The organism is Brevefilum fermentans, assembly GCF_900184705.1.
In the GTDB taxonomy this organism is placed as follows: Bacteria; Chloroflexota; Anaerolineae; order Anaerolineales; family Anaerolineaceae; genus Brevifilum; species Brevifilum fermentans.
On record NZ_LT859958.1, the window covers coordinates 1557147 to 1582581 of the forward strand.

Below are 25435 nucleotides of genomic sequence, written 5' to 3' on the forward strand. Positions count from 1 at the left end.
TTAACGAACCGTATTATAATATTAAGTACTTAATCTGGTGTTTTTATCTTTTTACATCATGAGAGGTCAATATGAAAAGTGTCGCAGTGTTAACGAGTGGTGGAGACGCGCCAGGCATGAATGCTGCTATTCGATCAGTTGTTCGATGCGGTATCACCAAAGGCTGGAGCATGTATGGGGTTACTAATGGTTTTGCTGGTTTGATTGTTGATAATATCCGTCCGATTGGTACAAGAGATGTCGGCGGCATTCTCCAAAAAGGGGGCACTATTCTTGGGTCGGCTCGATCCGAGGAATTTTTTACCGAAGATGGTCAGCGTAAGGCAATCAGGAACCTGCGGCGAATGGGTATTGATGCCTTGGTTGTCATCGGGGGTAATGGTTCACAAACCGGTAATTACGAATTGCACAAATTGGGTTTTCCAGTAACGGGAATCCCTTCTACAATTGATAACGATATCTGCGGGACTGAAATGGCAATTGGTGTCGATACAGCCATGAATATTGCCTTAGAAGCCATCGATCGGCTTAAGGTGACTGCCTCATCCCATCAACGGGCATTCCTGATTGAGGTGATGGGCAGGAACTGCGGTTATATTGCCCTTATGTCGGGCATCGCAGGCGGGGCAGAATTCATTGTGATCCCTGAAATAGAAATTTCACCCGAAGAAGTCGCTGAATCTTTGCAGTTGGCTTACGAACACGGAAAAGCCCACGCAATCATTGTTGTTGCCGAAGGTGCAAAATATAATGCGGACGCTCTCATCGCCTATTTTCAAAAACATGAGGAGCGCTGGGGTTTTAAAATTCGGGCGACAATTCTTGGGCATGTACAGCGCGGCGGCGCCCCTGGCGCTTTTGACCGCATCCTGGCCAGCCGTTTCGGTAACGGAGCTGTTGAAGCAATTGCTCGTGAGGAATATGGCGTTTTGGTGGGATTAAATAATGGAGCTGTCACAACCACACCGTTGGAAGCAATCATCGGGAAAACCAAGACAATATCAACAGAAATGGTTGAACTCGCCCGTTTGTTAGATTGATCAATCAATTTTTCGTAAATAGGCATCAATAAATGGATCAATCTGACCATCTAATACTGCCTGAGTATTTCCCATTTCAAATTCAGTGCGATGATCTTTTACCAACTGGTATGGATGTAAAACATAAGAACGAATCTGAGAGCCCCATTCTGCTTTGGTGTATTCTCCCTTTAATTCAGAGATCTTCTCGTCCTGTTCAGCATGCTTGATAGCCAACAAGCGCGCTTTTAAAACGCGCATTGCGTTTTCTCTGTTTTGCATCTGAGAGCGCTCATTTTGACATGTGACCACGATCCCTGAAGGGATGTGCGTCAATCGCACGGCGGTGGCATTTTTCTGAACGTTCTGTCCGCCAGCGCCAGAAGACCGATATACATCAATTTTTACATCTTCTGGAGGAATGTGAATTTCATTGTTAAAATCCATTTCAGGTAGAACTTCAACCAAGGCAAAGGAAGTATGTCGGCGATGAGCAGCGTCAAACGGCGATAAGCGCACCAGACGATGCACGCCCTTTTCTGGGCGTAAATAGCCATAAGCCAGGGGTCCACGAATACTGATGGTCACGCTCTTTATGCCAGCCTCCTCGCCATCGGTGCGGTCTAAAATGTCAGTTTTGTAATTTCTGTTTTCCGCCCATCGAAGATACATCCGCTCCAGCATCTCAGCCCAATCCTGCGAATCGGTTCCCCCTGCACCGGCATGGATGGCAAGGAGGGCATTTCCTCGATCATATTTGCCTGAAAGTAAGGTTCTTAATTCTAATTCGTCAACCTGGCGTTGAATAACTTCAATCTCATGCTGTAACTCATCCACCATTGCATTGTCTGCAATCTCAAGCATTTCGAGTGTGTCTTCAATTCGCGTTGTTAATGCTTCCAGATCTTCGATCTCATTGCGCAAATCGGCCTGACGCATCATGATATTTTGCGCTTGTTCATGGTTGTCCCACAGGTTTGGATTCTGCGCTTCCTTTTCTAAGCTGTCAAGTTCTTTCCGCTTGTTGTCTAAGTCAAAGATGCTCCAACAAGGTTATGAATTTTTCTTTAATATTGGTTAACAGAATTTTTAAATTTTCAATCGTCATTATTTTTCTCCAATGATCTGTCAATAATGCCACAGACAAAGGCTTCCCTATCAAAGGGCTGCAAATCGGTAATTTTTTCACCTAAACCAGCATAAATAATCGGCAGGTTTAACTGAGACTTGATTGCGAAAGCCATGCCTCCTTTGGCAGAGGAATCAAGTTTGGCTAAGATCACACCATCAATCGCTACAGCATCCTGAAAGGCTTTTGCCTGTTGAAAGGCATTTTGTCCTGTTGTTGCGTCTAAAACCAGCCAGGTAGCGTGTGGAGCGCCTGGAAGGGCTTTTCCGCTGACCCGATGAACTTTTTTGATCTCTTCCATTAAGTTGTATCGGGTGTGCAGTCGGCCGGCTGTATCGATTAAAACGACATCTTTTTTTCGAGCGACAGCAGCATTAATCCCATCAAAGGCTGCTGCGCCAGGGTCGCCACCAGGTTGCCCGGCGATCATCGGCACATTTACCCGTTCTGCCCAAACCTTGAGTTGATCAATGGCTGCTGCCCGGTAGGTATCTGCTGCAACCAGCAAAGCAGATTTTCCTTCATCTTGAAACCGCCGTGCCAGTTTTGCTGCAGAGGTCGTTTTCCCGGAACCGTTCACACCAACAAGGATGATTACCGTTGGTTTATGTGAAAAATCAGGCAGAATTGGCTCCTGCAAACGTGCGATTAACTCATCCTTTAATGCTTGATCCAGTTCGCCTGTTGTTGTCAAACCTTCGTCTCTGACCCTTTTTTTTAGTGCATCGATCACATCAAGTGTTGTTTCCACGCCAAGGTCAGCCTGAATCAGCAAACCCTCCAGATCCTCCCAGGTTTCATCATCAAGTTCAGAAGTCCCTAAAAAATTCGCAATTCGTCCGAAAGCAACTTTACGGGTTTTCTCAAGCCCAACACGCCATTTGTTAAATAAATTCTCGCTCATTGATATTTAATTATATCACCTGGATTTCAGATTGGAATTTCAAGCTTCAGCAGCAAGCTGACCGCAGCCCGCGCCAATTTCAATGCCCCGTCGTAGGCGAATAGTGCATGGGATTTGACGGGATTCAAGTACGTCAGCGAATGTCCGCACCTTGTCTGCTTGTGACCCGCGTTGATTAAATTTTCGGGTGGGGTTTAATGGGATCAGATTGACGTGACACAACAACCCCTTGATCTGCTCCGCAAGTGCATGAGCATCATCCACAGAATCATTCACACCTTCGATCAGCGCGTATTCAAAGGTGACCCTCCGATGGGTTCTTTCCACATAATATTTACAGGCATTTAATACCTTTGCCACCGGGTGCTTAAGATTGATCGGCATCAATTGAGACCGGAGATTGGTATCAACGGTGTGTAGGCTGATCGCCAGGTTAACCTGAAGATCTTCTTCGGCAAAAGCTTTGATCTTTGGAACAATGCCCGCTGTGCTGATGGTTATTCGACGAGCGCCTAAACCGAATCCACGGGGATCGTTGATCAGGTTAACGGCCTTCATCACATGATCATAATTATGAAAAGGTTCGCCCATACCCATAAAAACCACATTGGTGATTCGATCCCGATTTTTCGCCAATTCTCGTGCGAAGAACAGCACCTGGGCGACGATTTCACCGCTGGATAAATTTCTCGATAATCCCATTTGTCCAGTTGCACAAAAAACACAACCCAGCCCACAGCCTGACTGTGTTGAAATGCACGCAGTTCGGCGGTCTTCGTACAGCATCAACACTGTCTCAATCAAACAACCGTCACCCAGTTTAAATAAAGTCTTGGTCGCCTGCCTATCCTCAGAATAAATCGTTTTTATGGGTGTGACGGCAAAAATATCAAAAGACGCGACAAGTTTATTGCGCAAAGTCCTGGGTAGAGTTGTGAATTCTCCAAAATCAGCGATCAGGTTCTGATACAAACCAACCCAAATCTGCTGGGTTCTAAATTTTGGCTCCCCCTGTGCCGATAGCCAATTTTCTAATTCGGTCCAACTGAGATCGTAAATAAGTGGTTTCTCAACATGCATTAGAAGATTAATTCCGTTAAATCTTTTGCAATGATATCAGGGTGAGGCTGAAAATTAAGCGCTTCCTCACGCGTTGATGCTCCGCTGAGCAACAGCGCTGTACGAAGACCAGCTGCCTGAGCGCCAGCAATATCCGTATCCAACCGGTCGCCAATCGCCAGGGTTTCTTCAGGTGATATTTGTAGGCGTTGCATGGCAATCAGGTACAGATCGGGCGCTGGTTTGCCAATCACCTTTGCCTTTCTCTCGGTCGCAGTTTCCAAGGCGCGAACAATAGTCCCAGACCCGGGAATAAAACCTTCCGGTGTTGGGTAGGTTGGGTCAAGATTGGTTCCTATGAAATAAGCACCCTTCCGAATTAACAAAGCCGCATGTTTTAATTTTTCGTAGCTGAGGTTTAAATCCAGAGAAGCCACCACAATATCAACGAGTGTTTCATCTTCAGATACGATTTGAAATCCTAACTCTGAAAGGGTTTTCTTCAGCCCGGGCTGTCCAACCACATGGATTCTTGCGCCTTGAGGATATTTCTGCTTGAGAAAAATACCCGCTGCCATTGCGCTGTTAATGACTTGCCAATCCTCCAGCTTTACACCAAAGCCTTGAAGTTTCTGATGGTATTCATCGATGGTTTTCGTCGCATTGTTTGTTGCGAGAATAAATCGGTAGCCTAAATCAGATATTTCTCGAAAGATTGCTGGCAAATCGCCGATGGGCTGGGTGTCATTCCATAAGACACCATCCATGTCGATAATCAGCCCTTTAATGTTTGGTAGATGTTCAGATATCACTTAGAAACCTTTTAAAAAGTGCCAGAAAGCTGAGCGCATTCCGGCACTAAAACAAATCAAACTTGTTCCAGATTATTTATCAGGAGTCACAAGGACTTTATCCACAAGCCCGTATTGAACAGCCTGCTCAGCACTCATGTAAAAATCGCGTTCAGTATCTTGGATAATTGTTTCTTCTGTTTGACCGGTAGCTTCAGCCAGGATAACATTGATGCGCTCTTTCAAACGCAGGATTTCCTTTGCCTGAATCTCGATATCCGATGCCTGGCCTGAAGCGCCTCCCAGAGGCTGGTGCATGTGGATGGTCGCATGTGGCAAAGCATACCGCTGGCCTTTCGATCCTGCTGCCAGTAACACAGTTCCAAAGCTGGCTGCCAAACCTACAGCAACCGTACTGATCTTGTTGGGAATCATCTTCATTGTGTCATAAATGGCCATTCCAGCGTAGACCTGTCCACCGGGTGAGTTGATATACATTTGGATGCCGCTTTCCGCGTCTTCGCGACTCAGGTACAACAATTGAGCAACAATGAGGTTGGCGACCTGGTCATTAATGGGTGTACCCAGAAAAACAATGCGGTTCTTCAGCAGAAGTGAGTAAATATCGTATGCCCGTTCCCCGGCGCCAGAAGTTTCTACAACCATTGGGACAAGGGATTTGACCATAGGATTAAACATGTTCACCGTCCTTTTCTGGCTTTTTTGCCAATTTATACTTCTTTTTCATCTTTGCCAATATTTTGCTCAAGGTCTTCACCTGAGTTAACTGGCTCATTTTCCAATTCGACCGTTGGTTCTTCATCAGTTATTGGTGTTGATTGCATTTCGCTATCAAAATCTGCGTTCGTGGTATCCGTTAAATCACTTTTCTCATCATCACTGGATGGCAGTTCATTTTCATCAGCTTGGGCTGAGCGATCAATTTCTTCTTCTTTATCATCTTCTTGTTCAACATCTAGTGGCTCATCATCTTCTGGGATGGGCTGCCCTGTGCCGATTAATTTCAGCCGGTTGTTCAACAAGATGTTCATCGTGCGGGAAACACTCTCCATGGTGATCATGCGAGAGAATTCCTCACTTCCCATTTCCTTCTGCAATTCTTCACCCTTGCCGGAGCTAAAAACCTCTCTGACTACATTGCCAGTTTGCTCATTGACCATATTTTGATCAAGTTTTAAGCCCTCCAATTCAATCAAAGCTTCCACGATCAGCGATCGTTCAAGCCGTTGTTTGGCTGCAGGACGGATATCTTCTTCAATGAAAGCTGGTTCTTCCTTGCCCCTCAATTTAAGATATGTTTCGTAATCCAGTTTTTGACTGGCGAGACGGGATTTGATATCCTCCAGAGCGTGTTCTACTTCGTGGTCAAGCATTTGGGGAGGGTAATTCAAGATAGCTTTGTCGGAAATTTCACTCAGCACTTCACTAATGTAGTCGCTATCATAATTCGCTTGATGCTCCGCACGCAATTGCTGTTCAAGTTTTTCACGGAAGTCACCTTCAGACTCAAAATCGCCCAATAGTTTGAGAAAATCCTCATCAATTTCTGGAAGTTCTAAGGCTTTGACAGATTGCACTTCAATAGAAAAGAGGGCTGTCTTACCGCGAAAAGATTCATCTTCAAAGTCTTCTGGATAAGTGTACTGGATTTCTTTTTCATCGCCATCTTTAACGCCCAACAACTCCCGGTTAAAACCAGGATATGGCCATTCATTATCCGAAATATGCTCTTCATCTTGAATAATTGCTTCTTGGGGTGTTTTATCGGTGATGGTTGCATCTTCATCGTCAGCGGGATTCAAGAATTCGCCGCTCAGCTTATAGTAAACCAGGTCGCCGACCTCAGCAGGATGTTCAGCCGGAACGATCGTCGCAGACCTTCTTCTCAAGTTAATAATATAATCATCCACGGCAGAAGTATTGAATTCTTCCAGCTCATACGGCTTGCGAACTTCACGATAATCGCCAAGGTCAATTTCCGGCTCTAATGGAATCATCAAAATAAATTTAGGCGGATCGAGGGTTTCCAAAGATTCAAGATTCCCCGCTCCAGAGGGTTCAATTTCCGCCTGTTTTAAAATATTTGGGTAATCGAACTCAATTAATAAATCAATTGCCTCCTGAATGATTGTCTCTTCACCGTAGTGATTGACAATCACCTGGTAAGGCGCTTTTCCAGGTCTAAACCCGGGGATTTTTGCGTTTTTCGAGACTTTTTTCGCTGCTCTACGTTTAAATGTTTCGAATTCATCTGCAGTGTACTCAACCGTGAGTTTAGCCTGCCGGTCATCTTGAATAATTTTATCGATCTTCAATGTTGTGTCCTTTAAATTAAAAATTTACTGAGTGTGGGGAAGGAGAGGCTCGAACTCTCACGCGTTGCCGCACGTGATCCTAAGTCACGCCTGTCTGCCTATTCCAGCACTTCCCCTTAGTAATTTGCAGGGGAATTATACGCCAGGGGATTTTTATCGTCAATATGAAGATGACCTTAAGCCGTAAGAATTTCGTTAATCTTCGAGTATAATCAGGCACCGTGGTTCAGCCAAAACCAGTAACAGGAGAGCATCTATGTCCCGGATCATAAAGACATCTACGCCTGGCAAAGAACGAGAGCATTTGAGCAAAGCCATTGTTATCACCGTCCGAAATTTCATGCGCCAGGAAAAATCCGATGCAGAGACAGGGGACATGGTGGCATTCGTTATTCTGGCGCTACATGAGATTTTCATAGGTATAGAACAATCTGTAGTTGCATGGGAAAAACGAGGATATTGGGTTAAAGCCGATAAATATCGTATGGAATGGCAATGGACTGCTGAAAAGTCGTCAATACTGCTTGAAGCCTTCGAAAAACTCGACTGGTCATTAATCACCACCCTTTTGATCGAAATTATGCAGAAATTTTCAAACCTAAAGGTCAGTGATCACCATCGCATGGGTAAACCCTGGCTCGGCGCTAATTTACATTTGTCAAAGCTAAAGGAAAGCATAAATAATTAGACTTCCTTTTTTCCATTTGCGTGTGATAAATAAAAAAATATACAACCTGCATTATGATTGATGGTAGTATTGAGACGGGATTAATGGCAATAGCAAAAACCTAAAATCTCGCTATACTTAGGCTGGAAGTGCATGAAAAAATCATTCTCACTAGAATAGACAAACAGGATGAATTTCAAACTAATGTCACAGAACCGCATCACTCAACACCCTATACTGCCTGTTTTGCCAACAGAAACCGTCGAGTTTTTTTGGAAGAATGAAACCCTTCAAGCCAATGCTGGTGAAACAATTGCATCGGCTTTGATCGCCAATGGAATCGACATTTTTGGTTACCACCCCAAGGATGGATCTCCGCAAGGTCTGTTTTGCGCAAACGGTCAATGCTCACAATGCATGGTCCTGGTTGACAACCGACCCATCAAATCTTGCATGACAAAGGTTCAACCCGGCATTCATGTCATGCCGCTGGATGGCTTGCCTGATATATCGCAATTATCAGCATCCAGTGTTGTCGATGCAGAAAGTCAAGCAACCCCGGTGATAGAAATTCCAGTTTTAATCATTGGTGGCGGACCCGCAGGTTTATCCGCAGCTAATGAACTGGGTCAGTTGGGAATAAAAACATTATTAATCGATGATAAATCTCAATTGGGCGGCAAACTCGTTTTACAAACACACCGTTTCTTCGGATCAACTGAAGCTGTATACGCCGGAACACGGGGAATTGATATTGCGTCAAAATTGGCTGACCAGGTGAAAGCACAAGCATCGGTTGAGATCTGGTTGGAGACCACGGCACTTGCGATATACGAGGACAAAACTGTCGCTCTCTGGCGAACAGATCCAGACGAATATATCCTGGTTAAACCGGAAGTATTACTGGTCGCTACAGGTGCCAGGGAACGCAGTTTACCCTTCAAGGGTAATACTTTGCCCGGTATTTATGGGGCGGGTGCATTCCAAACATTGGTCAACCGTGATTTAATCAAGCCAGCTGATCAACTTTTGATCGTTGGCGGCGGAAATGTCGGGTTGATCTCCGGCTATCATGCCCTACAGGCAGGAATCAACGTGGTCGCACTGGTTGAAGCCATGCCAAAATGCGGCGGCTACCGAGTCCATGAGGATAAATTGGCCAGGTTTAATGTCCCCATCCTCACTTCTCACACGATCCTGGAGGCAAGGGGGAAAGAACGCGTCAGGCAGGCGATTATTGCCCGGGTGGATGAGTCTTTTCAGCCAGTGCCTGGAACGGAAAAGGAACTCACCTGTGATTGTATTTTAATTGCTGTTGGGCTAGACCCGGTGGATGAATTCATCCAGAAGGCACAGGAAGTCGGTTTGCCTGTTTTTTCTGCTGGAGACGCTGAAGAAATTGCTGAAGCTTCTTCAGCAATGTTCTCCGGCAAAATTACAGGATTGGAAATTGCCCAACACCTAGGTATAGACATTCCGCCTGTTCCAGAATCATGGCGCGAATTCGAAACGATCCTCAAATCTCACCCGGGAGAGGTTCTGCCTATCGATCATTCTTCCCTGCATGGACAAGTCTTCCCGGTGATGCATTGCCGCCAGGAGATTCCCTGTGATCCCTGTACAAGTGTTTGCCCTTATGGATTGATCGTCATTGACCGTCAGGATATTCGTGGCCTGCCAGCGTATACCATCAGAGACGATAAAAGTTGTATCGCTTGCGAACGCTGTATTGCAATCTGTCCTGGCCTGGCGATCACTGTCGTGGACTTCCGTAAAGATCCCGACCAAGCCATGGTTTCAATCCCGCTCGAATTCGCCGAGCAGTTTATTAAAGCAGGCGATTTAGTACCCTTGACTGATATCGAAGGAAATCGCCTTGGTGAGTACCCGGTTATTCGAGTTCGGACACTCAGGCAGTTTTCTCACACTCTGATTGTTCAAGTTCAGGTACCTGCTGATATCGCCACACAGGTCACCGGCATTCAGCTCAACGCGGGCTGGTCAACCTCACCCGTTGAATCAGATCAATATCTTGAAACAACCGAGCAAGACACGATTATTTGCCGTTGCGAACATGTAACAGCAGGAGAAATTAGAGCCCTGATTCGCAGCGGTGTGCGTGATATCAATCAGCTTAAAGCTGCCACAAAAGCGACGATGGGATCCTGCGGCGGTAAAACCTGCCTGCAATTAATCAAGAAGATATTTCGAGAAGAGGGGATCTCATTGGATGAAGTTACCACCCCTGTTCAACGACCTGTATTTGTTGAAGTGCCGCTGGAAGTAATCGCGAAGAATTTTCAAGAGGAATAATTAATGAGTTTCGAAGACCAGCGTTCCAATTTCGATATTATCATCATTGGCTCAGGATCAGTGGGGTTGCCCACAGCTTATTTCCTGGCAAAAGCAGGCTTGAGTGTGCTTGTCATAGACCAATTGCCCAGTGCAGGACAATATTCCAACAAACATGCCATTGGCGGGATTAGGGCGACCCATTCAGATCCGGCCAAAATCAACCTGGGCAAACAAAGTCTCGAAGTATTTTCGACCTGGCAGGAACGACATGGAGAAGATATCGAATGGTATAAAGGCGGTTATTCCTTTGTTGCTTATGACGAGGAAAATGCACGCCTGCTAAAAGAGTTGACCACATGGCAACAACAACACGACCTTAATATTTCATGGTTGGATAGAGACGCGTTGATCGATGTGATTCCGCATCTCAATCCGGTCAACCTTCTTGGCGGCACATACTCGCCGGATGATGGGAGTGCATCACCACTCAAGACCGCCTTTTCATTCCACAAACAAGCCGTTCAGGCAGGGGCTTTATTTAAATTCAATGAAACGGTCCATAATTTTATCAGCCAAGGTCACCGGGTAATTGGCGTTAATACGGATCGCGGTCGTTATTATTCTCGATGGGTTATCAACGCAGCTGGCGGGTGGGCGAAAGAACTTTGTACTCAAATTGGATTAAACATCCCGGTTGAACCTGATTCACATGAAGCAGCTATCACAGAGCCAATTGTCAGGATTGTGCATCCCATGATTGTCGATATGCGAGCCCGTCCTGGGTCGGCTAACTTCTATTTTTATCAGCACACCACTGGAAAGATCATTTTTTGCATGACGCCTGATCCACCGATATTGGGGTCACATACCATCGCTTCCAGCAGCTTCCTGCCCAAAGCAACCCGGCGGTTGATTGAACTTATGCCCATCCTCGGACATATTCGCGTCAGGCGCGTTTGGCGGGGTGTTTATCCGATGACACCGGACGGATCGCCCATCGTTGGATCTGTGAATGAGATTGACGGCCTTCTTTTAGCGGTGGGAATGTGCGGACAGGGTTTCATGCTTGGGCCTGGAATCGGGATATTACTTAAACGCATCATATTGAATGAACTTGACAATACGGATAAAATCAATCTGGAGAGTCTTGCGTATCATCGCAAATTTGAAAAAGAGGAAATGCTTAAATGACGATCAACGCAATCGTGCTTGATATTGGAGGGGTTGTACTGCGCACAGAAGATCGTTCAGGAAGAAATCAGCTTGAATCCCAATATGGTCTTCCGACCGGTGGCATTGATGACCTGGTGTTCAATTCACAAGTTGCAGCAGAATCGACGGTGGGAAGAGCAAAACCTGAGAAAATTTGGCAGTTCGTCGCGGAAAAACTTTCTCTCACCCCAGAAGCCCTTGCCAACTTTCAACACGCTTTTTGGAAGGGTGACCAAATTGACCAAAAACTGATCGAATACCTGGCTTCTTTGCGTGGAAAATTCACGACTGCCTTTCTAACCAATGCATGGGTGGGCGCCCGAAATATACTGTCAAAGCAATATGGGATTAGTGAAGGCAAATTGGTTGATCATCTTTTAATTTCCTCAGAACTTGGAATTGCAAAACCCGATCAAAAAATTTTTTACATTCTGTCCGACACAATCAATAGACCATTTCATCAAATTCTTTTTATTGATGACTTTTTTGAAAATGTCGCAGCAGCCGGAATGCTTGGCATTCATACCATCCACTACAAGGCGGGCATGGACCTGATTGCTCGTATTCAATCCAAGGTGAACCAATAATTATCACGCGACGAAAGAAGGCACGTGATGCAAATTGAACAATTTCTTGAAAAGCTGCCAAAAAATTACACCCCTCTGGATCTCGATCAGGTTAAAAAAGCATTCCACATGGCAGAAATAGCTCATAAGGGGCAAACTCTACACAGTGGTTTGCCTTATGTTAACCATTGCATTGCTGTAGCAGTAATTCTGGCAGAATTGGCTTTCCCACCAGAATTAATCATTGCTGGGCTGTTACATGATGTAATTGAATACAGCGACATTACTCTTGATCAAATTCAGAAAGAATTTGGCAGCGAAGTGGCTGAATTAGTCGATGGCGTGACAAAACTAACCCAGTTGCCCAATTTGCTAAAGGCAGATCAAAGGGTTGTGTCTGCTTTACAGTTGAAAGACCCTTCACAACACCGAAAAATTCGTGACGATGAAATCGTTGAAGCACTGCGTAAAACTTTCCTTGCTATGAGTGAAGATGCCAGGGTAGTTCTGGTTAAACTGGCGGATCGTTTGCATTGTATGAGGACATTGTCGCATTATGATGAAGCCTCTCAAAAAAGAATCGCACAGGAAACTCTGGATATCTTTGCACCATTGGCTAACCGTTTGGGTATTTGGCAAATCAAATGGGAACTGGAAGACCTCGCATTCAGGTATGTTGCTCCAGAGGAATATCGAGAAATCGCTGAAAAATTAGCCGACCGGCGGGCTGACCGCGAAAAGCAAATTCAGGATATTATCTCACGGCTGAGTAAAGTGCTTGAAGCAGAGGGCATTAAAAGCGAAATTTCAGGACGACCTAAACATATCTATTCGATCTACAAAAAAATTAGCCGAAAGGAAATGCCCTTTGAATTGCTCATGGATTTGCGCGGTGTCCGGTTAATCGTGGAAGACGTCGCATCGTGTTACAAAGCCCTGGGCGTTGTGCACATGAAATGGCGCCCGATTCCCGGCGAATTTGATGACTATATTGCCGCGAAAAAAGACAATGACTATCAATCGCTTCACACCGCCGTGATTTTTGACGATGGCAAACCACTTGAAGTCCAAATTCGCACAGCAGAAATGCATGAAAAAGCTGAATTCGGCATTGCTGCCCATTGGTCCTATAAAGAAGGACGGACAAAAATCGAAGACCCTTACCAAGAAAAAATTGGGTGGCTGAGAAGTATGTCTATTTGGCAGCAGGATAATGAAGATGCCAATGATTTTGTCGACAGCTGGAAATCTGATGTATTTAAAGACCGGGTATATGTTCTGACACCGCAAGGTGATATCATCGACCTTCCTGCTGGGTCAACACCGATTGATTTTGCCTATCACGTTCACACTGAAATTGGACACCGCTGTCGTGGTGCAAAAATTAATGGGAAACTGGTTTCGCTCAATTACATCTTGCAAACAGGAAACCAGGTGGAAATTCTAACCGCAAAACGCGGCGGACCGTCACGGGATTGGTTAAACCCCAGCCTGGGTTTGGCCCGAACCAGTCGAGCTCGCTCAAAAATTAGGCAATGGTTTAAACGCCAGGATCGCGAATTGAATCTGACGCAAGGTAAAGCGCTGCTTGAAAAAGAGTTCAAACGACTTGGCCTCAAACAAATTGAGCTTGATAAGGTCCTGCCCGAGTTAGGTGTTAAATCGATTGATGATCTCTATGTCGCTATTGGGAGCGGTGATGTCGGTATTGGGCGCGTGGTCAACAAGCTCGCTGAGTTAGCAGAGGTTGCACTTGAGGAAGATACTGAACTTGGCTTCGAGCTTTTTGAAGTTCCTACGCCAATCCTGCCATCTGACGCTGTTCGAGTTATGGGATTAAAAGGCATTGCAACGACCATGGGAAAATGCTGTAACCCAATGCCAGGAGATGAAATAATTGGCTATATCACACGAGGCAGAGGAGCAACCATCCATCGTCAGGATTGTCCGAATATTCTTCGGGTCAATGAAAAAGAAAGACTGGTTACGGTTTCCTGGGGTCAACCTGGAAAAATCTTTGCTGTTCCAATCGAAATTAAAGCCTATGATCGTCAGGGATTGGTGACTGATATATCAAAAGTTGTTTCTGAGGAAGGCGTAAACTTGATCGATATGAGCATGAAGATGAGTCAGCATCTGGTAGTGATAAAATTGGTCATCGGCGTTCAAGGGATCACCCAACTCAGCAGAATACTGACAAAACTTGAAAACCTTCCCAATGTCTATGAGGCAAAACGCCGTGGTCCAGGATAGAATGAAAGAAGGCAAAATTCGTCATTTAAAATCCCGTCTTTAGCCTTTACACAATGCTCTTCCTGGTGTAAAATCGCATCCGAGTAAATCTTTTGGAAAAATAATAAGGAGAGGATATGCCTAGAATTCATTGTCATTATATTGATTGCCTTTTCCTGGATGGAAAATATTGTAGCGCGGCTGCAATTGAGCTGGATCCTGATACAGGTTGCAAAACCTACCGACCTTTAGATGATATCGACCTGGAAGATTGGGATGATCAAGACGAGATCGATGATTGGGATGAAATTGAAGATGATGATGATGATCTCTGGCTTGATGATGATGATGATGACGATCTTCTGAGTCTAGAACCGGACGATGACGACGACGATTACTAATCTTGGTTGACAGGATAAATCATATCATCGAGTCAATATCGTATTAAATTACCAAATGTGATCAGGAGGTGGATCTTCAATCCACCTCAGCTTGTTTAAACAACAGCGAGAATCAACATTAGTCTTATTGCCATCCCCCTTGAAACACGGTTTTTTAAGCTGATTTTCGAATTAAACCCGAATAACTGAAAACCGCAAGAAACCTATTATTCACTAGGAAATTCAGTATAATTCACACAGGATCAACAAGAAATTGCAAGCGATCGAAATTCTGGAATAGGTCAGGCAACCTTAGAATTGGAGATTAACAATGCCAGAGAAAGAATATCTACCGTTTAAAACGATCAACGTTTTTATTGAACGGAATTATTTAGACAAGGTCATCAAAGAACTTTTGGAAGGTGTAAATACTTTATCCAGAGAAGAACAAATTGAATTCGCCAATTTCTTTCGAAAACATATCAAAATTCTGGGGTTTCGCAATCCTGTTCGGGCTCCATTGTCGTTAAGAATCAACGCCTATGCTTCTGCCTTTGAAGAAAAGGATGACGTCATTCCATACACGCTAACCACATGGGCAAAAATTAAATCAGTTTTAGCAAATCGGGTACTAACATGGTTGGAATCTGAAGGGTGGAAAGAACTCACCCTGGAGCGGAGTTATGGTATTGCCGAAGGCTTCAGCGCGAACTGGCCAAGCAATCTCACTTTCGATGAAATTGAAGAAAAATACAAACAGGCACACCCTAAAGAGGATCTCCAACGCGACGATCTTATCCTTATGGTGTTATGGATATCAGGAACTCTGCCTAAAGAATAATTTGATTTATAATATTAAGCATGTCCTGAGTATCTAAGTTCGAATGGAGTTGATATGAACGATCAGGTTTCCGAAAAAGACATCAGTAAAACAACAATTTCTCCGGAAGTATTGCATAAGATTACGCGGCTGACGACTTTAAGCGTTCAGGGCGTCAGTAGAATGGCATCAGTAAAAAATAGTTTGGCGCAAGTCTTCGCTCAAGAAAATGCTCAGGGCACAAAAGTCCTTATAAAAGATGACAAAGTTTATGCTGATGTCTATGTCGTTTTATTCAGTGATATGAACGTGCGCGATATTTCTCGCGAAATTCAGGAACGGGTTTCTCGCGCCATAACTGAAATGGTAGGATTGGCTGTGGGGGGTGTGAATATCCATATCATGGATATCGATTTTCATGCATAATTCTCTACTAAACTCAGGCTTTTTAACATGAAATCTCGAACCAAAGCGCGCGGTATCGCATTACAGGTGTTGTACGAGGTAGACATCAGCACCCATAAACCCGGTATTGTTCTTGCCAAAAGGTTTGAGAATCTTAAGATGGACGACTCCCTCAAACACTTCATCAGCAACATTGTTTCTGGTGTCGTCGCAAATAAGAAGAAATTTGATGAATTTCTTGCTGATTTTGCCCCGGATTGGCCACTGGACCAGGTCGCTATCATCGATCGAAACCTGCTTCGTATGGCTTTTTGGGAAATTGCAGTCTACCAAAAAACACCGATAAAAGTTGTTGTCAATGAGGTTGTTGAATTGGCCAAGCTTTATGGTGCAGATGGGTCAGCTAGGTTTGTCAATGGAGTCTTGGGCGGTTTGATTGAAAATCTGGAGGAGATTAAATCCAATGTGGGAATCGTTCAGGACAGTGATTAAAACCAATATCATCGTTTCAACAATCAAATCCTCCACCATTGCTATTGTTGCGTTGGTGCTTGTTTTGACAAGCTTGACCGGCTGCCATCTCCCATCAACAGCAAGAGAACCTAACCCGCAATATTTTGATAATATCAAAGACTTTTTAACCGAACCCGTCGATATTCAATTTCAACTCAAGGTTGCCCAACCTGCCTTGCCAGCAGAAAAATTTGTTTTAGAAATACTCGATGACGTAACAGGTTTGCCATACAATAAATCACAAATTGAACTAAAACCACTCGACGAACAAATTTACGTCACGACGCTGACTATTCCAAAGGGTTCAATCATCAAGTATCGCTATTTAAAAATAGGCCAAACCGAGGCTTACGAAGTCAGTTCCTTTGGCGAAGCTGTTGAGTATCGCATGTATTATGCTTCTGGAAATGCGATCATCACAGACATTCTCCAAGGTTGGCAAGGCTTAGAAACTCAGCATTGGATGGGCGGCTTCCTTCGAGGTTCCCTGCTCGATGAAGATACTGACCAGCCAATTCCGGATATTTTAATTGCTGCTGGTGGCAAACGGACTTTCACAGATGCCAATGGCAATTTTTTCCTTGAAGGTCTTAGTCAGGGGGTTCACAATGTTGTTTTTTATGCCATCGATGGTCAATATCGCACATACCAGCAAGGTGCAAAAATTGAGCCGGGGATGACCACAACAGCCAACGTGAAATTAACACGTGCGCCAGCGGTTAACATCACCTTTGTCGTCAACCAGTTGAAGGACGCACTTGGAGCGCCGATCTATATTGCTGGTAATATCCTTCAACTCGGAAATACTTTTTCATACCGCAACGGCGGCATGAGTATTAATCACCTGGGGATGCCAATGCTTTCACCCAATCATGATGGCACATTATCAATTTCTATGCAATTATATGCTGGGACTGATTTGCGATACAAATTCACGCTCGGCGATGGTTATTGGAATTCAGAACAATATCTCTCAGGCGGTTTTAGAATTCGACAATTAATCGTGCCCTCAAAAGATGTAACTATTGAACACACAATTGAGAGCTGGCGCTCAAACGGTGTTGAACCAATCACATTCTTAGCAACAATCCCGTCAAACAGCGCACCCAGCAACTTGAAGTTCATCCAATTTCAGACCGATACATGGACAGAACCAATTCCTTTGTGGCCTGTGGGAGATGATCAGTACTTATTTATCTTATTTTCTCCGTTGAACCTCAACCAAGCCATAAATTACCGGTTCTGCCACACTGAAAATTGTCAGCGCGGCATGGACGCTGAGTCAATCACCGGCACTCGCCAGGTGCAACCATCAAAAAACGCACAAACCATCACGCTTACCCTCAATCAATGGCAGAATTGGACTGCTTATGAAAGAGGCGCCTACCTTCAAGAGGCTTACATTCCAATCAAGCCCTCAACTTTCAGTACAATCATTGAGCTCACATCGGAAACAAATCCGTCCTGGCTGGCTTATGCTCCCCAGGCTATGGCAAACCTGAAACAGATTGGCGCTGATACACTGATTTTTTCTCCCGAATGGACGGTAAATTTGCAATCGCCTTATCTGCGACCTCAAATAGGCAAAACGCCATTCTCTTACGAGCTGTTGTCATTGGTTAAATCTGCCCAAGCTCAGGAACTCAATATCGGCTTTTACCCACAAATTGGACCCTTCCATCTAATGGAAAATTGGTGGTCGTCCAAATCGCATACTGAGGCTTGGTGGAACGAATATTTCTTATCTTACAACGACTTCATCTTAAGCTATGCGAAGTTGGCTGAAAACGTAAATGCAAAAGTCTTAATTCTCGGGGGAAAGCAACTCGCGCCCGCCTTCGAAGGCGGCGTTTTCCCTGATGGCAGAGAAAGCAACGTACCTCTAGGTTTCGACGATCATTGGTATGAACTATTGGCAGATATTCGGGAGATTTTCTCCGGGAACATCATCTGGGCTATCCAAGTGAACCAGGAAACGGATCCACTACCCGGCTTCCTCTTCGAATTTGATGGTGTATACATCAGTATTGATGCGCCCTTAGCACTTGAAGAACACCCGACTTTCGAAACGGTTCAATCGGGATTTACAACTGTCATCGATAGACATATTTACGAGGTGTATCGCAGCACTGGCCTTCCGATTACGCTCGCATTTGCTTACCCTTCTGTTGAGATGGCTGCCAGCGGCTGCGCATTGCTGAATCAGGCCTGTTACAACGATGGACTTTTTCATCCAGATGAGCTCTTAGCCTACGAAACCAGCCTTGCAGAACAAGCCGTAATTTATAATGCAATCTTACCGATTCTGGCCAGCCGAGAGTGGATAACCGGCATTTCAATCCGTGGCTTTGAACCCACGGTGTTAGTTCACGATGGGTCATCTTCGATTGCTGGTAAACCTGCTTTTGATGTCATCCAATACTGGTATAATAGCTTAAAACCATAAACAATAAGAAAACTGTGCAATCTTATCACACACAAGAAGGGATTATTTACGAATGCCAACACATGCGCTAAAAAAATGGCTTGAACAGCTTGGAATCGTTCACACAGGAGAAATTTTTTTTAATGCTGATACCGCTCAACTGGTCACACAAGCTATCCTCAATGGAGAGGGACAATTAACTTCAGCAGGTGCTCTGGCAGCAATCACCGCCCCATACACAGGACGTTCCCCCAATGACAAGTACGTCGTTGATAACAAAGACGTTGCAGACTTATGGTGGGGAGATGTTAACCGACCCGTCACAAAGGCGAATTTTGAAAAGATCAAAGATAGGGTCACGGCATATCTTTCTAATCGTGCATTATATATTGTTGACGCGTTCGTCGGCGCTGATCCAGACTATCGTTTGGGCATTCGTGTCGTTACCGAATTTGCCTGGCAGGCACTGGCAACGAAAAATCAATTTATTTATACCGGTGAGCCCCATTCTGAGAACCCGGAAATTACCGTTCTGGTTGCGCCCAATCTCTTGTTAAATCCGGAAATCGACAGCGTTCGTTCAAATGCAGGCATTCTACTTGATATCAAAGAAAAAACCATACTGATCGCGGCGTCAAAATATTTTGGCGAAATCAAAAAGGCAGCTTTCACGCTAATGAATGCATACCTGCCCCCATTAGGTGTCTTGCCGATGCATTGTTCAGCAAATGTCGGTGAAAAGGGCGATGTGGCGCTTTATTTTGGACTATCCGGTACTGGAAAAACAACCCTGTCATCAACACCAGACCGAAAACTTCTTGGAGACGATGAACATGGCTGGGCAGACAATGGCATCTTCAATTTTGAAGGTGGATGCTATGCGAAAACCATCCGTTTAAATCCGGAATTAGAGCCCGTGATCTGGAAGGCTGTCCACCAATTTGGCACAGTGCTTGAAAACGTTGAGATTTCGCCAGAAACGCATATTGTGGATTTTGATTCTGCAAAGATCACTGAAAATACACGTGCGGCTTACCCACTTTCAAGTGTTGACAATATTGTGCCAGAATCGACCGCAAGTCACCCTTCCAACATCTTTTTCCTTACAGCGGATGCCTTTGGCGTCATGCCTCCCGTTGCAAAACTACACGAAGATCAGATTCTATATTATTTTCTTTCTGGCTACACCTCAAAAGTCGCTGGCACGGAGAGAGGTTTAGGACAGAAACCTCAGGCAACTTTCTCAACTGGCTTTGGAGAACCTTTCTTACCTCTTACGCCGGATATTTACGCCAATTTACTTAAACAGAAGATTGACGCGCATGGCACGAACATATGGCTGGTCAATACGGGTTGGACCGGTGGTGATTACAACACGGGTTATCGCATGCCCCTGCGATATACCCGGCATATGATTAACTGGATTCTGTCCGGCGAGCATCAAAACGCAACCTATCACTTAGATACTGTCTTTAATCTCTCTGTTCCAGATCAAATTGAGGGAATTCCACAAGAATTGTTATATCCGCAAAGCACCTGGAAAAACCAACAGAACTTCATGCAAATTGCCCGTGATCTGCAGCTTGCTTTCGACAAAAATTTCGAAAAATTTCAGTCTTTTTTGAACATTACTGAGTAACCCGGTTAATTAAACCTAAAGCAAGCCATTTTTTTAACAAACTGGATGAAAAATTAATTGAGTTAACAACCAACCCGTAGCACCGTCAATCATTTTATCTTTGTTGGTCTGTTTGTACACAGGTGTAAGGTCACACGGGTGTCGCGGCAAGGCATCGTTGATTCAAGAAGAATTAACCATCACACGAGGAGTTCAAATGGAAAAGTTCATCATTAATGGCGGAATTCCCCTGAGCGGTGAATTGACACCTTCTGGCAACAAAAACGCAGCTTTACCATTGTTAGCAGCAACCTTGCTTACAGCAGAGCCAATAATCCTCCACAATGTCCCCAATATCCTTGATGTAAAAGCAATGCTTCAGCTGTTAATCAGCTTAAATGTAAAAATCGAGCAGTTAAATCCAACATCTTACAAATTTGATGCCAGTGACGTTCGACCAGCCAATTTGGACCCGGACTTGTGCCGAAAAATCCGTGCCTCAATTTTATTGGCTGGGCCACTAATCAGCAGGGTTGGTGAGCTTTACCTCCCCCCTCCAGGAGGAGACATCATCGGTCGTCGGCGTGTCGATACCCACTGCCTGGCATTCTCACGGCTGGGTGTGAAAACGAATTATGCTGATAATCGTTTCCACTTTAGTTCAAAGGCGCTGAAAGGCGCCGATATTTTACTGGATGAAGCGTCAGTTACAGCCACCGAAAACACGATCATGGCCAGCATCTTTGCTGAAGGTGAAACAACGATTCGAAATGCAGCCAGTGAGCCTCATATTCAGGAATTGTGCCAATTCCTCAATATGCTGGGTGCCGACATCAGCAATATTGGCTCTAACACGTTGAAAATTACCGGAGTAAAGGACTTGCATGGCGGCGAATTCTCCATTGGCCCAGACTACCTTGAAGTGGTTAGCTTTATCGGCGCTGCAGTGGTCACTGGTGGATCGATACGCATACGCAATGCAGGTGTCAAACATCTGGACATGATTCACCTTGTCATGAATCGACTTGGCGTTGATTGGGAAACCAACGGTGATGATATTTTTGTTCCACAAAATCAGAAGCTGGTAATCGAACCTGACCTGGGAAATGCCATTCCTGAGATATCCGTCATGCCCTGGCCCGCCTTTCCCACAGACTTGATGAGTATCTCGATTGTCATCGCCACGCAGTCAAAGGGTAGCATTTTATTTCATGACTGGATGTACCCTTCGCGCATGTTCTTTACCGATAAGTTAGTCAGCATGGGCGCTCAAATTGTGCTATGCGATCCGCATCGCTGTATTGTCCAGGGTCCCACACCCCTCTCCGGGGCGCCGCTGGAAAGCCCTGATATTCGGGCTGGTATGGCGTTGGTCCTTGCCGCACTATCCGCTCGTGGAAAAAGCGTTTTACGCAATGTCGCGCAAATTGATCGCGGCTATCAGGAAGTAGACTTAAAGCTCAAGCGTTTAGGCGCAGATATTGAACGCTTGAGTGATTAAAAAAACAAAAAGGCGTTTGCAGAACGCCTTTTTTAATTGATTTTCAAAGATTATTCATTGTGATCATTGACCACATCGAGGAATTGCTCGATCACTTCCCTGAGCATTGGCTCGGGTAATGCCCCAACTTGACGGTTGATTATTTTTCCACCAAAAACGAATAGCATGGTTGGTATCCCCTGTATGCCATATTGAATTGCCATTTCTGAATCTGAATCGGTATTCACTTTGGCAACGAGTAGTTTTCCTGCGTACTCTTTCGCGATTTTGTCTAAAATTGGGGCAACCATTTTACAAGGTCCACACCAGGGTGCCCAAAAATCCACAATAACCGGAAGCGATGATTGTAGCACCGTCTTTTCAAAGGCTGGGTCAGTGACATTAATCGGTTCGTTAATCATAAATTCTCCTCTGTTTTCATTTGTTTGATCCACACTTTTATAAGTCTTTTACATAATTATTAATCTTTTATATAAATTTGACCAGTTCTATAAAAGTAATGTAAAAATATGTTTATTTAATTCGCAGTATGCTCCACAGGTGCTGCAATCTTTCGATAAATGGTTTACCCATGATTAAAATCCCAATAATTGTTGATGAAGCGGCTGCAATTAACACGGCGGCTGCGCCGACATCTTTTCCAACACGGGCTAATGGGTGCAAATCTGGGCTGGCTAAATCAACAACAATTTCCAACGCCGTATTGAGAAATTCAGCAGTCCAAACCATGGCAATAACTAAAACGATCACTGCCCAATCCCACATAGATAATTTTAGCCAAAAGCCAACCAGGCAAACCACAACCGTGGCAACTGCGTGAATCCAGGCGTTTTTCTGTGTCCGAATGACATACCACCAACCAATAAACGCGTTTCTTAAGCTCAGCAATCGAGTGTAAAAAAATTTTATCATTGGCAACTTTTCATTTGAGTAAAATATTTATGGTAAGTTTTTCCTGATCATAATCCTTCATTACTATTCAATATAGTAGGCAATTCCAATTGGTTTTGGACCAGAATGGGTCGCTAAAACGCAACCGACCTCAGCATCATGCAATTGAACCGTCTTTTTGGCCCCATTGATTTTCTCTTTTATGTATTGAGCCTCAATCTCACAATTCAAATGTGTTATATATATCTCGGGAATGGAATACGTGGACAGTTGTCTTAAAAAATATGCGAGCAATGCATCGACTGCTTTTTTCCGAGAACCCCTCACCTTCTGTAATATTCCTAGCGTCCCATTTTGTCGCATTTCTAAGAATGGATGCACTTTAAGCAAACTGGAAAAGAAATGTTCAATCGCAGTACAGCGACCGCCGTGATATAAATAATCAAGGGTGTCGAGAATAAAAAATCCTCTGGTCTGCTTGATCCGTTCTCGTATCCTGACGCTGAGCTCTTCAAAGCTCATGCCTTCATTGCGCCATTTTGCAGCTTGCACAACCACCTGCCCATAACCTGTGGAAATGCTCAACGAATCGATTACATCTACAACGCGATTTCCCAACTCTTTGACAGCTAATTGCGCATTACGAAATGTTGAAGAAAGTTTGCTGGTTACACCAATGTATATTGACGGGGCGTCTCGGTCAAAAAATTGAATGAAATCACCTGGTGGTGGCGCAGAAGTTGTTGGATATTGTCCCGATGTTCGCACAGTTTCAAACAGCATTTCGGGGTTAATGTCTTTCCCGTCCTTGTAAACTTTGCCATTCAATTGAATATACATGGGAATTGTTTCAATATTATATTCTTCGCAAAGTTCTTTAGATAGATCAGCTGTAGAATCAGATAAAATACGGATCATTGTTTCAACTTTCGGTTGTACCCAAAATAATAACTTTGATTATACCGTCAAAAATGAGATCACAACCTTTTTTATTTAGCGATTCTTGTTAAGTAGGGTATACTCATTATTTGTTGTTAAGGTAAAATTTTCATAATATATTTTTTGAGGCAGGTCAATGGTTTTTGCTGATTTTCAAATTAATCAATCCTACTGGGAGTCCTTTACGATCACCCAGGCAGATATTGAGTTCCTTTATGCTTATTTGCTGGACAAAGAAACACCTCTCCCATCTGACGAATTAGCTGAAGCGTTAATTCAAGAACGTATCCGTTCAGAAAAAGAACGGCTGCAAAAGAAGCAGCAAGAAAACGGTGAAATTTATCAACCCAAAGAAGTTTACGCCATCGGAGATAAAGTCCAATTTCCAGCAATGGATTGGATTAACGGCACTGTGACAGCCGTGCGTGAAGGAAACAATCCGGAACATCCCCAGATGAAGGTGATCACTGTCGAGTTGTCCGATGGTAAAACCCGTCAATTTGCAGCGGGTCTTGAAAATCACATCTTGAATACCACTACTTTGTTTGGCGATGAATCCGAAAGTGATCACTCCTCGGAAATCGTCGACCTGTACAGTGATCTCGTTACACAAAAACTTGAACACGCACTTCTTGATAGTAAAGACTTAATCCGGATTGGCGCTGTGTGGTTTGCAAAATCACTGTTAATCGAATTCAACGTCGGCCATTTGAACCTGGCGGAAGCCCTGTTGGATATGCACAATGGAGGCCCTCTTCCTGTAAGCACACTTTTAGAGCAGATTGATATTGAAACAGATGATCCGCAAGATTTGATTAAATTTTCATTAAATTATGCCCTGCAGGAAGACCCACGTTTTGACGAAGTTGGTCCCACGGGTGAAATTCAATGGTTTCTCAACCGGCTTGAGCCACAACCCGTTCGCGAAATACCGATCGAATTGAGCTTTACACCCATCGAATATGACCGATCAGATTTAGATGACGACATGCTCAGGGCAGAACAACAGCTTGACGATGAACTCACAGATTATCAATTGGAGGATAAAAAGAAAGTTACCGCAAAAGAGGTTGCGGTTGTGTTAAATTATCCCCATTGGCGTATTGGGAGCATCCCTCTCACCCCAAGCACCCGATCCGTGTTTCCAACTGCGTTGGAGACGCCGCGTGTAAAATTTAAAATGATTGATACCAGGGGACAGGAGATTTCAGCTTGGGTTGTCCGACCTTTTAATTACGTCTATGGTTTACGCGATTGGTATGATGAAATGGATTTAATGCCTGGCAGCATTATAAAAATTAAGCCGGGCAAAGAGCCAGGAGAAGTATTAATTCAACCCGAAAAGAAGCGTTCTAATCGCGAGTGGATCCGCACTTTGCTGATTGGGACTGATGGTGGGGTTGTTTTTGCAATGTTAAAACAAACCATTTCAGCGGATTTCAATGAGCGGATGGCAATTGCTGTCCCATCAACAGATGCGCTGGATGAGCTGTGGAAAAAGCGTGCCAATAATCCCAGACCCCTAAAAAATGATATTTTAAACATCATGAGGGAATTGGCTAAATTGAACCCGCAAGGCCATGTGCACAGTGTTGAATTATACGCCGGTGTCAATTGTATCCGCCGCTGCCCGCCAGGATTGGTATTTAGCATTTTGACCTCAAATCCTGAGTTCACAGCCGTGGGCGATCTCTATTACCGGTTAAGCGAACATTCATAAAATAGAGAGAGTG

23 protein-coding genes and 1 tRNA gene are annotated in these 25435 nt (G+C 44.4%); 14 read left to right on the forward strand and 10 right to left on the reverse strand.

Features of this window, described 5'->3' with window-relative positions; genetic code table 11:
* Window positions 1–71 precede the first annotated feature (71 nt).
* Window positions 72–1040, forward strand: coding sequence for a 6-phosphofructokinase (gene pfkA, locus CFX1CAM_RS06820; RefSeq protein WP_087862303.1), 969 nt, complete (start codon window positions 72–74; stop codon window positions 1038–1040).
* On the opposite strand, the gene prfB is transcribed toward pfkA, so the two are convergent.
* From prfB to CFX1CAM_RS06855, 7 genes are all read right to left on the reverse strand, one after another.
* Window positions 1041–2127, reverse strand: a protein-coding gene (gene prfB, locus CFX1CAM_RS06825) for a peptide chain release factor 2 (RefSeq protein ID WP_157891771.1) whose coding sequence is annotated in 2 segments (ribosomal slippage) — window positions 1041–2054 and window positions 2056–2127 — 1086 coding nt in all. Because the reading frame shifts where the segments join, the coding sequence is not laid out codon by codon here. It abuts the gene before it with no gap.
* Complete coding sequence (ftsY, locus tag CFX1CAM_RS06830; protein WP_087862305.1) at window positions 2117–3052, reverse strand: signal recognition particle-docking protein FtsY; 936 nt, start codon at window positions 3050–3052, stop codon at window positions 2117–2119. The genes prfB and ftsY overlap by 11 nt, the downstream gene beginning before the upstream one ends.
* A 39-nt stretch (window positions 3053–3091) precedes the next feature.
* A complete protein-coding gene (gene rlmN, locus CFX1CAM_RS06835) occupies window positions 3092–4132 on the reverse strand; it encodes a 23S rRNA (adenine(2503)-C(2))-methyltransferase RlmN (protein ID WP_087862306.1) in 1041 nt (346 codons plus the stop codon).
* Complete coding sequence (locus CFX1CAM_RS06840) at window positions 4132–4923, reverse strand: HAD-IIA family hydrolase (RefSeq protein WP_087862307.1); 792 nt, start codon at window positions 4921–4923, stop codon at window positions 4132–4134. The genes rlmN and CFX1CAM_RS06840 overlap by 1 nt, the downstream gene beginning before the upstream one ends.
* Before the next feature lie 72 nt (window positions 4924–4995).
* Window positions 4996–5601, reverse strand: a complete 606-nt coding sequence (locus CFX1CAM_RS06845; protein ID WP_087862308.1) for an ATP-dependent Clp protease proteolytic subunit — start codon at window positions 5599–5601, stop codon at window positions 4996–4998.
* A gap of 32 nt (window positions 5602–5633) precedes the next feature.
* Window positions 5634–7238 (reverse strand): trigger factor, encoded by a 1605-nt coding sequence (tig, locus tag CFX1CAM_RS06850; protein WP_157891772.1) that lies wholly within the window; start codon window positions 7236–7238, stop codon window positions 5634–5636.
* A 34-nt stretch (window positions 7239–7272) separates the two neighbouring features.
* Window positions 7273–7354: transfer RNA gene (locus CFX1CAM_RS06855), tRNA-Leu, on the reverse strand.
* Window positions 7355–7494: 140 nt separating this feature from the next.
* Between CFX1CAM_RS06855 and CFX1CAM_RS06860 the strand changes: the two genes are divergently transcribed.
* From CFX1CAM_RS06860 to murA, 12 genes are all read left to right on the forward strand, one after another.
* Window positions 7495–7926: a hypothetical protein gene (locus CFX1CAM_RS06860; RefSeq protein WP_087862310.1), complete on the forward strand. Its 432-nt coding sequence runs from the start codon at window positions 7495–7497 to the stop codon at window positions 7924–7926.
* Between the two features lie 183 nt (window positions 7927–8109).
* Window positions 8110–10218, forward strand: a complete 2109-nt coding sequence (locus CFX1CAM_RS06865) for an FAD-dependent oxidoreductase (protein WP_087862311.1) — start codon at window positions 8110–8112, stop codon at window positions 10216–10218.
* Between the two features lie 3 nt (window positions 10219–10221).
* Window positions 10222–11391 (forward strand): NAD(P)/FAD-dependent oxidoreductase, encoded by a 1170-nt coding sequence (locus CFX1CAM_RS06870; protein WP_087862312.1) that lies wholly within the window; start codon window positions 10222–10224, stop codon window positions 11389–11391.
* Window positions 11388–11999, forward strand: coding sequence for an HAD-IA family hydrolase (locus CFX1CAM_RS06875; RefSeq protein ID WP_087862313.1), 612 nt, complete (start codon window positions 11388–11390; stop codon window positions 11997–11999). The genes CFX1CAM_RS06870 and CFX1CAM_RS06875 overlap by 4 nt, the downstream gene beginning before the upstream one ends.
* A gap of 27 nt (window positions 12000–12026) precedes the next feature.
* A complete protein-coding gene (locus CFX1CAM_RS06880; protein WP_087862314.1) occupies window positions 12027–14231 on the forward strand; it encodes a RelA/SpoT family protein in 2205 nt (734 codons plus the stop codon).
* A gap of 116 nt (window positions 14232–14347) precedes the next feature.
* Window positions 14348–14611, forward strand: coding sequence for a hypothetical protein (locus CFX1CAM_RS06885; protein WP_087862315.1), 264 nt, complete (start codon window positions 14348–14350; stop codon window positions 14609–14611).
* Window positions 14612–14921: 310 nt separating this feature from the next.
* A complete protein-coding gene (locus CFX1CAM_RS06890) occupies window positions 14922–15431 on the forward strand; it encodes a hypothetical protein (RefSeq protein ID WP_087862316.1) in 510 nt (169 codons plus the stop codon).
* Window positions 15432–15485: 54 nt separating this feature from the next.
* The gene (locus tag CFX1CAM_RS06895) at window positions 15486–15836 is read left to right on the forward strand and encodes an Asp23/Gls24 family envelope stress response protein (RefSeq protein WP_087862317.1); all 351 of its coding nucleotides are present in this window, start codon (window positions 15486–15488) and stop codon (window positions 15834–15836) included.
* A 27-nt stretch (window positions 15837–15863) separates the two neighbouring features.
* Complete coding sequence (gene nusB / locus CFX1CAM_RS06900) at window positions 15864–16307, forward strand: transcription antitermination factor NusB (protein WP_087862318.1); 444 nt, start codon at window positions 15864–15866, stop codon at window positions 16305–16307.
* Window positions 16279–18774, forward strand: a complete 2496-nt coding sequence (locus tag CFX1CAM_RS06905; RefSeq protein ID WP_087862319.1) for a glycoside hydrolase family 113 — start codon at window positions 16279–16281, stop codon at window positions 18772–18774. Before nusB ends, CFX1CAM_RS06905 begins: the two co-directional genes overlap by 29 nt.
* Window positions 18775–18826: 52 nt before the next feature.
* On the forward strand, window positions 18827–20392 hold the full coding sequence (gene pckA / locus CFX1CAM_RS06910; RefSeq protein ID WP_087862320.1) for a phosphoenolpyruvate carboxykinase (ATP): 1566 nt from the start codon (window positions 18827–18829) through the stop codon (window positions 20390–20392).
* Window positions 20393–20588: 196 nt separating this feature from the next.
* Window positions 20589–21872 carry a UDP-N-acetylglucosamine 1-carboxyvinyltransferase gene (gene murA, locus CFX1CAM_RS06915; protein ID WP_087862321.1) on the forward strand — a complete coding sequence of 428 codons (1284 nt, stop codon included), beginning with the start codon at window positions 20589–20591 and terminating at the stop codon, window positions 21870–21872.
* Window positions 21873–21922: 50 nt separating this feature from the next.
* Here murA and trxA read toward each other — a convergent pair whose 3' ends face one another.
* From trxA to CFX1CAM_RS06930, 3 genes are all read right to left on the reverse strand, one after another.
* Complete coding sequence (gene trxA / locus CFX1CAM_RS06920; RefSeq protein ID WP_407923332.1) at window positions 21923–22270, reverse strand: thioredoxin; 348 nt, start codon at window positions 22268–22270, stop codon at window positions 21923–21925.
* Between the two features lie 115 nt (window positions 22271–22385).
* Window positions 22386–22784, reverse strand: coding sequence for a diacylglycerol kinase family protein (locus CFX1CAM_RS06925; protein ID WP_087862323.1), 399 nt, complete (start codon window positions 22782–22784; stop codon window positions 22386–22388).
* 63 nt (window positions 22785–22847) lie between these two features.
* A complete protein-coding gene (locus tag CFX1CAM_RS06930; RefSeq protein ID WP_087862324.1) occupies window positions 22848–23681 on the reverse strand; it encodes a DegV family protein in 834 nt (277 codons plus the stop codon).
* A 157-nt stretch (window positions 23682–23838) separates the two neighbouring features.
* Here CFX1CAM_RS06930 and CFX1CAM_RS06935 point away from each other — a divergent pair, with 157 nt between their 5' ends.
* Window positions 23839–25422 carry a hypothetical protein gene (locus CFX1CAM_RS06935; protein ID WP_087862325.1) on the forward strand — a complete coding sequence of 528 codons (1584 nt, stop codon included), beginning with the start codon at window positions 23839–23841 and terminating at the stop codon, window positions 25420–25422.
* The last annotated feature ends 13 nt before the right edge of the window (window positions 25423–25435 follow it).

Coding starts and splice junctions, on each gene's coding strand:
- pfkA (WP_087862303.1), top strand. CDS start 72: ATGAAAAGTGTCGCAGTGTTAACGAGTGGTGGAGACGCGCCAGGCATG.
- ftsY (WP_087862305.1), bottom strand. CDS start 3,052: ATGAGCGAGAATTTATTTAACAAATGGCGTGTTGGGCTTGAGAAAACC.
- rlmN (WP_087862306.1), bottom strand. CDS start 4,132: ATGCATGTTGAGAAACCACTTATTTACGATCTCAGTTGGACCGAATTA.
- CFX1CAM_RS06845 (WP_087862308.1), bottom strand. CDS start 5,601: ATGTTTAATCCTATGGTCAAATCCCTTGTCCCAATGGTTGTAGAAACT.
- CFX1CAM_RS06860 (WP_087862310.1), top strand. CDS start 7,495: ATGTCCCGGATCATAAAGACATCTACGCCTGGCAAAGAACGAGAGCAT.
- CFX1CAM_RS06865 (WP_087862311.1), top strand. CDS start 8,110: ATGTCACAGAACCGCATCACTCAACACCCTATACTGCCTGTTTTGCCA.
- CFX1CAM_RS06870 (WP_087862312.1), top strand. CDS start 10,222: ATGAGTTTCGAAGACCAGCGTTCCAATTTCGATATTATCATCATTGGC.
- CFX1CAM_RS06875 (WP_087862313.1), top strand. CDS start 11,388: ATGACGATCAACGCAATCGTGCTTGATATTGGAGGGGTTGTACTGCGC.
- CFX1CAM_RS06880 (WP_087862314.1), top strand. CDS start 12,027: ATGCAAATTGAACAATTTCTTGAAAAGCTGCCAAAAAATTACACCCCT.
- CFX1CAM_RS06885 (WP_087862315.1), top strand. CDS start 14,348: ATGCCTAGAATTCATTGTCATTATATTGATTGCCTTTTCCTGGATGGA.
- CFX1CAM_RS06890 (WP_087862316.1), top strand. CDS start 14,922: ATGCCAGAGAAAGAATATCTACCGTTTAAAACGATCAACGTTTTTATT.
- CFX1CAM_RS06895 (WP_087862317.1), top strand. CDS start 15,486: ATGAACGATCAGGTTTCCGAAAAAGACATCAGTAAAACAACAATTTCT.
- nusB (WP_087862318.1), top strand. CDS start 15,864: ATGAAATCTCGAACCAAAGCGCGCGGTATCGCATTACAGGTGTTGTAC.
- CFX1CAM_RS06905 (WP_087862319.1), top strand. CDS start 16,279: ATGTGGGAATCGTTCAGGACAGTGATTAAAACCAATATCATCGTTTCA.
- pckA (WP_087862320.1), top strand. CDS start 18,827: ATGCCAACACATGCGCTAAAAAAATGGCTTGAACAGCTTGGAATCGTT.
- murA (WP_087862321.1), top strand. CDS start 20,589: ATGGAAAAGTTCATCATTAATGGCGGAATTCCCCTGAGCGGTGAATTG.
- CFX1CAM_RS06925 (WP_087862323.1), bottom strand. CDS start 22,784: ATGATAAAATTTTTTTACACTCGATTGCTGAGCTTAAGAAACGCGTTT.
- CFX1CAM_RS06930 (WP_087862324.1), bottom strand. CDS start 23,681: ATGATCCGTATTTTATCTGATTCTACAGCTGATCTATCTAAAGAACTT.
- CFX1CAM_RS06935 (WP_087862325.1), top strand. CDS start 23,839: ATGGTTTTTGCTGATTTTCAAATTAATCAATCCTACTGGGAGTCCTTT.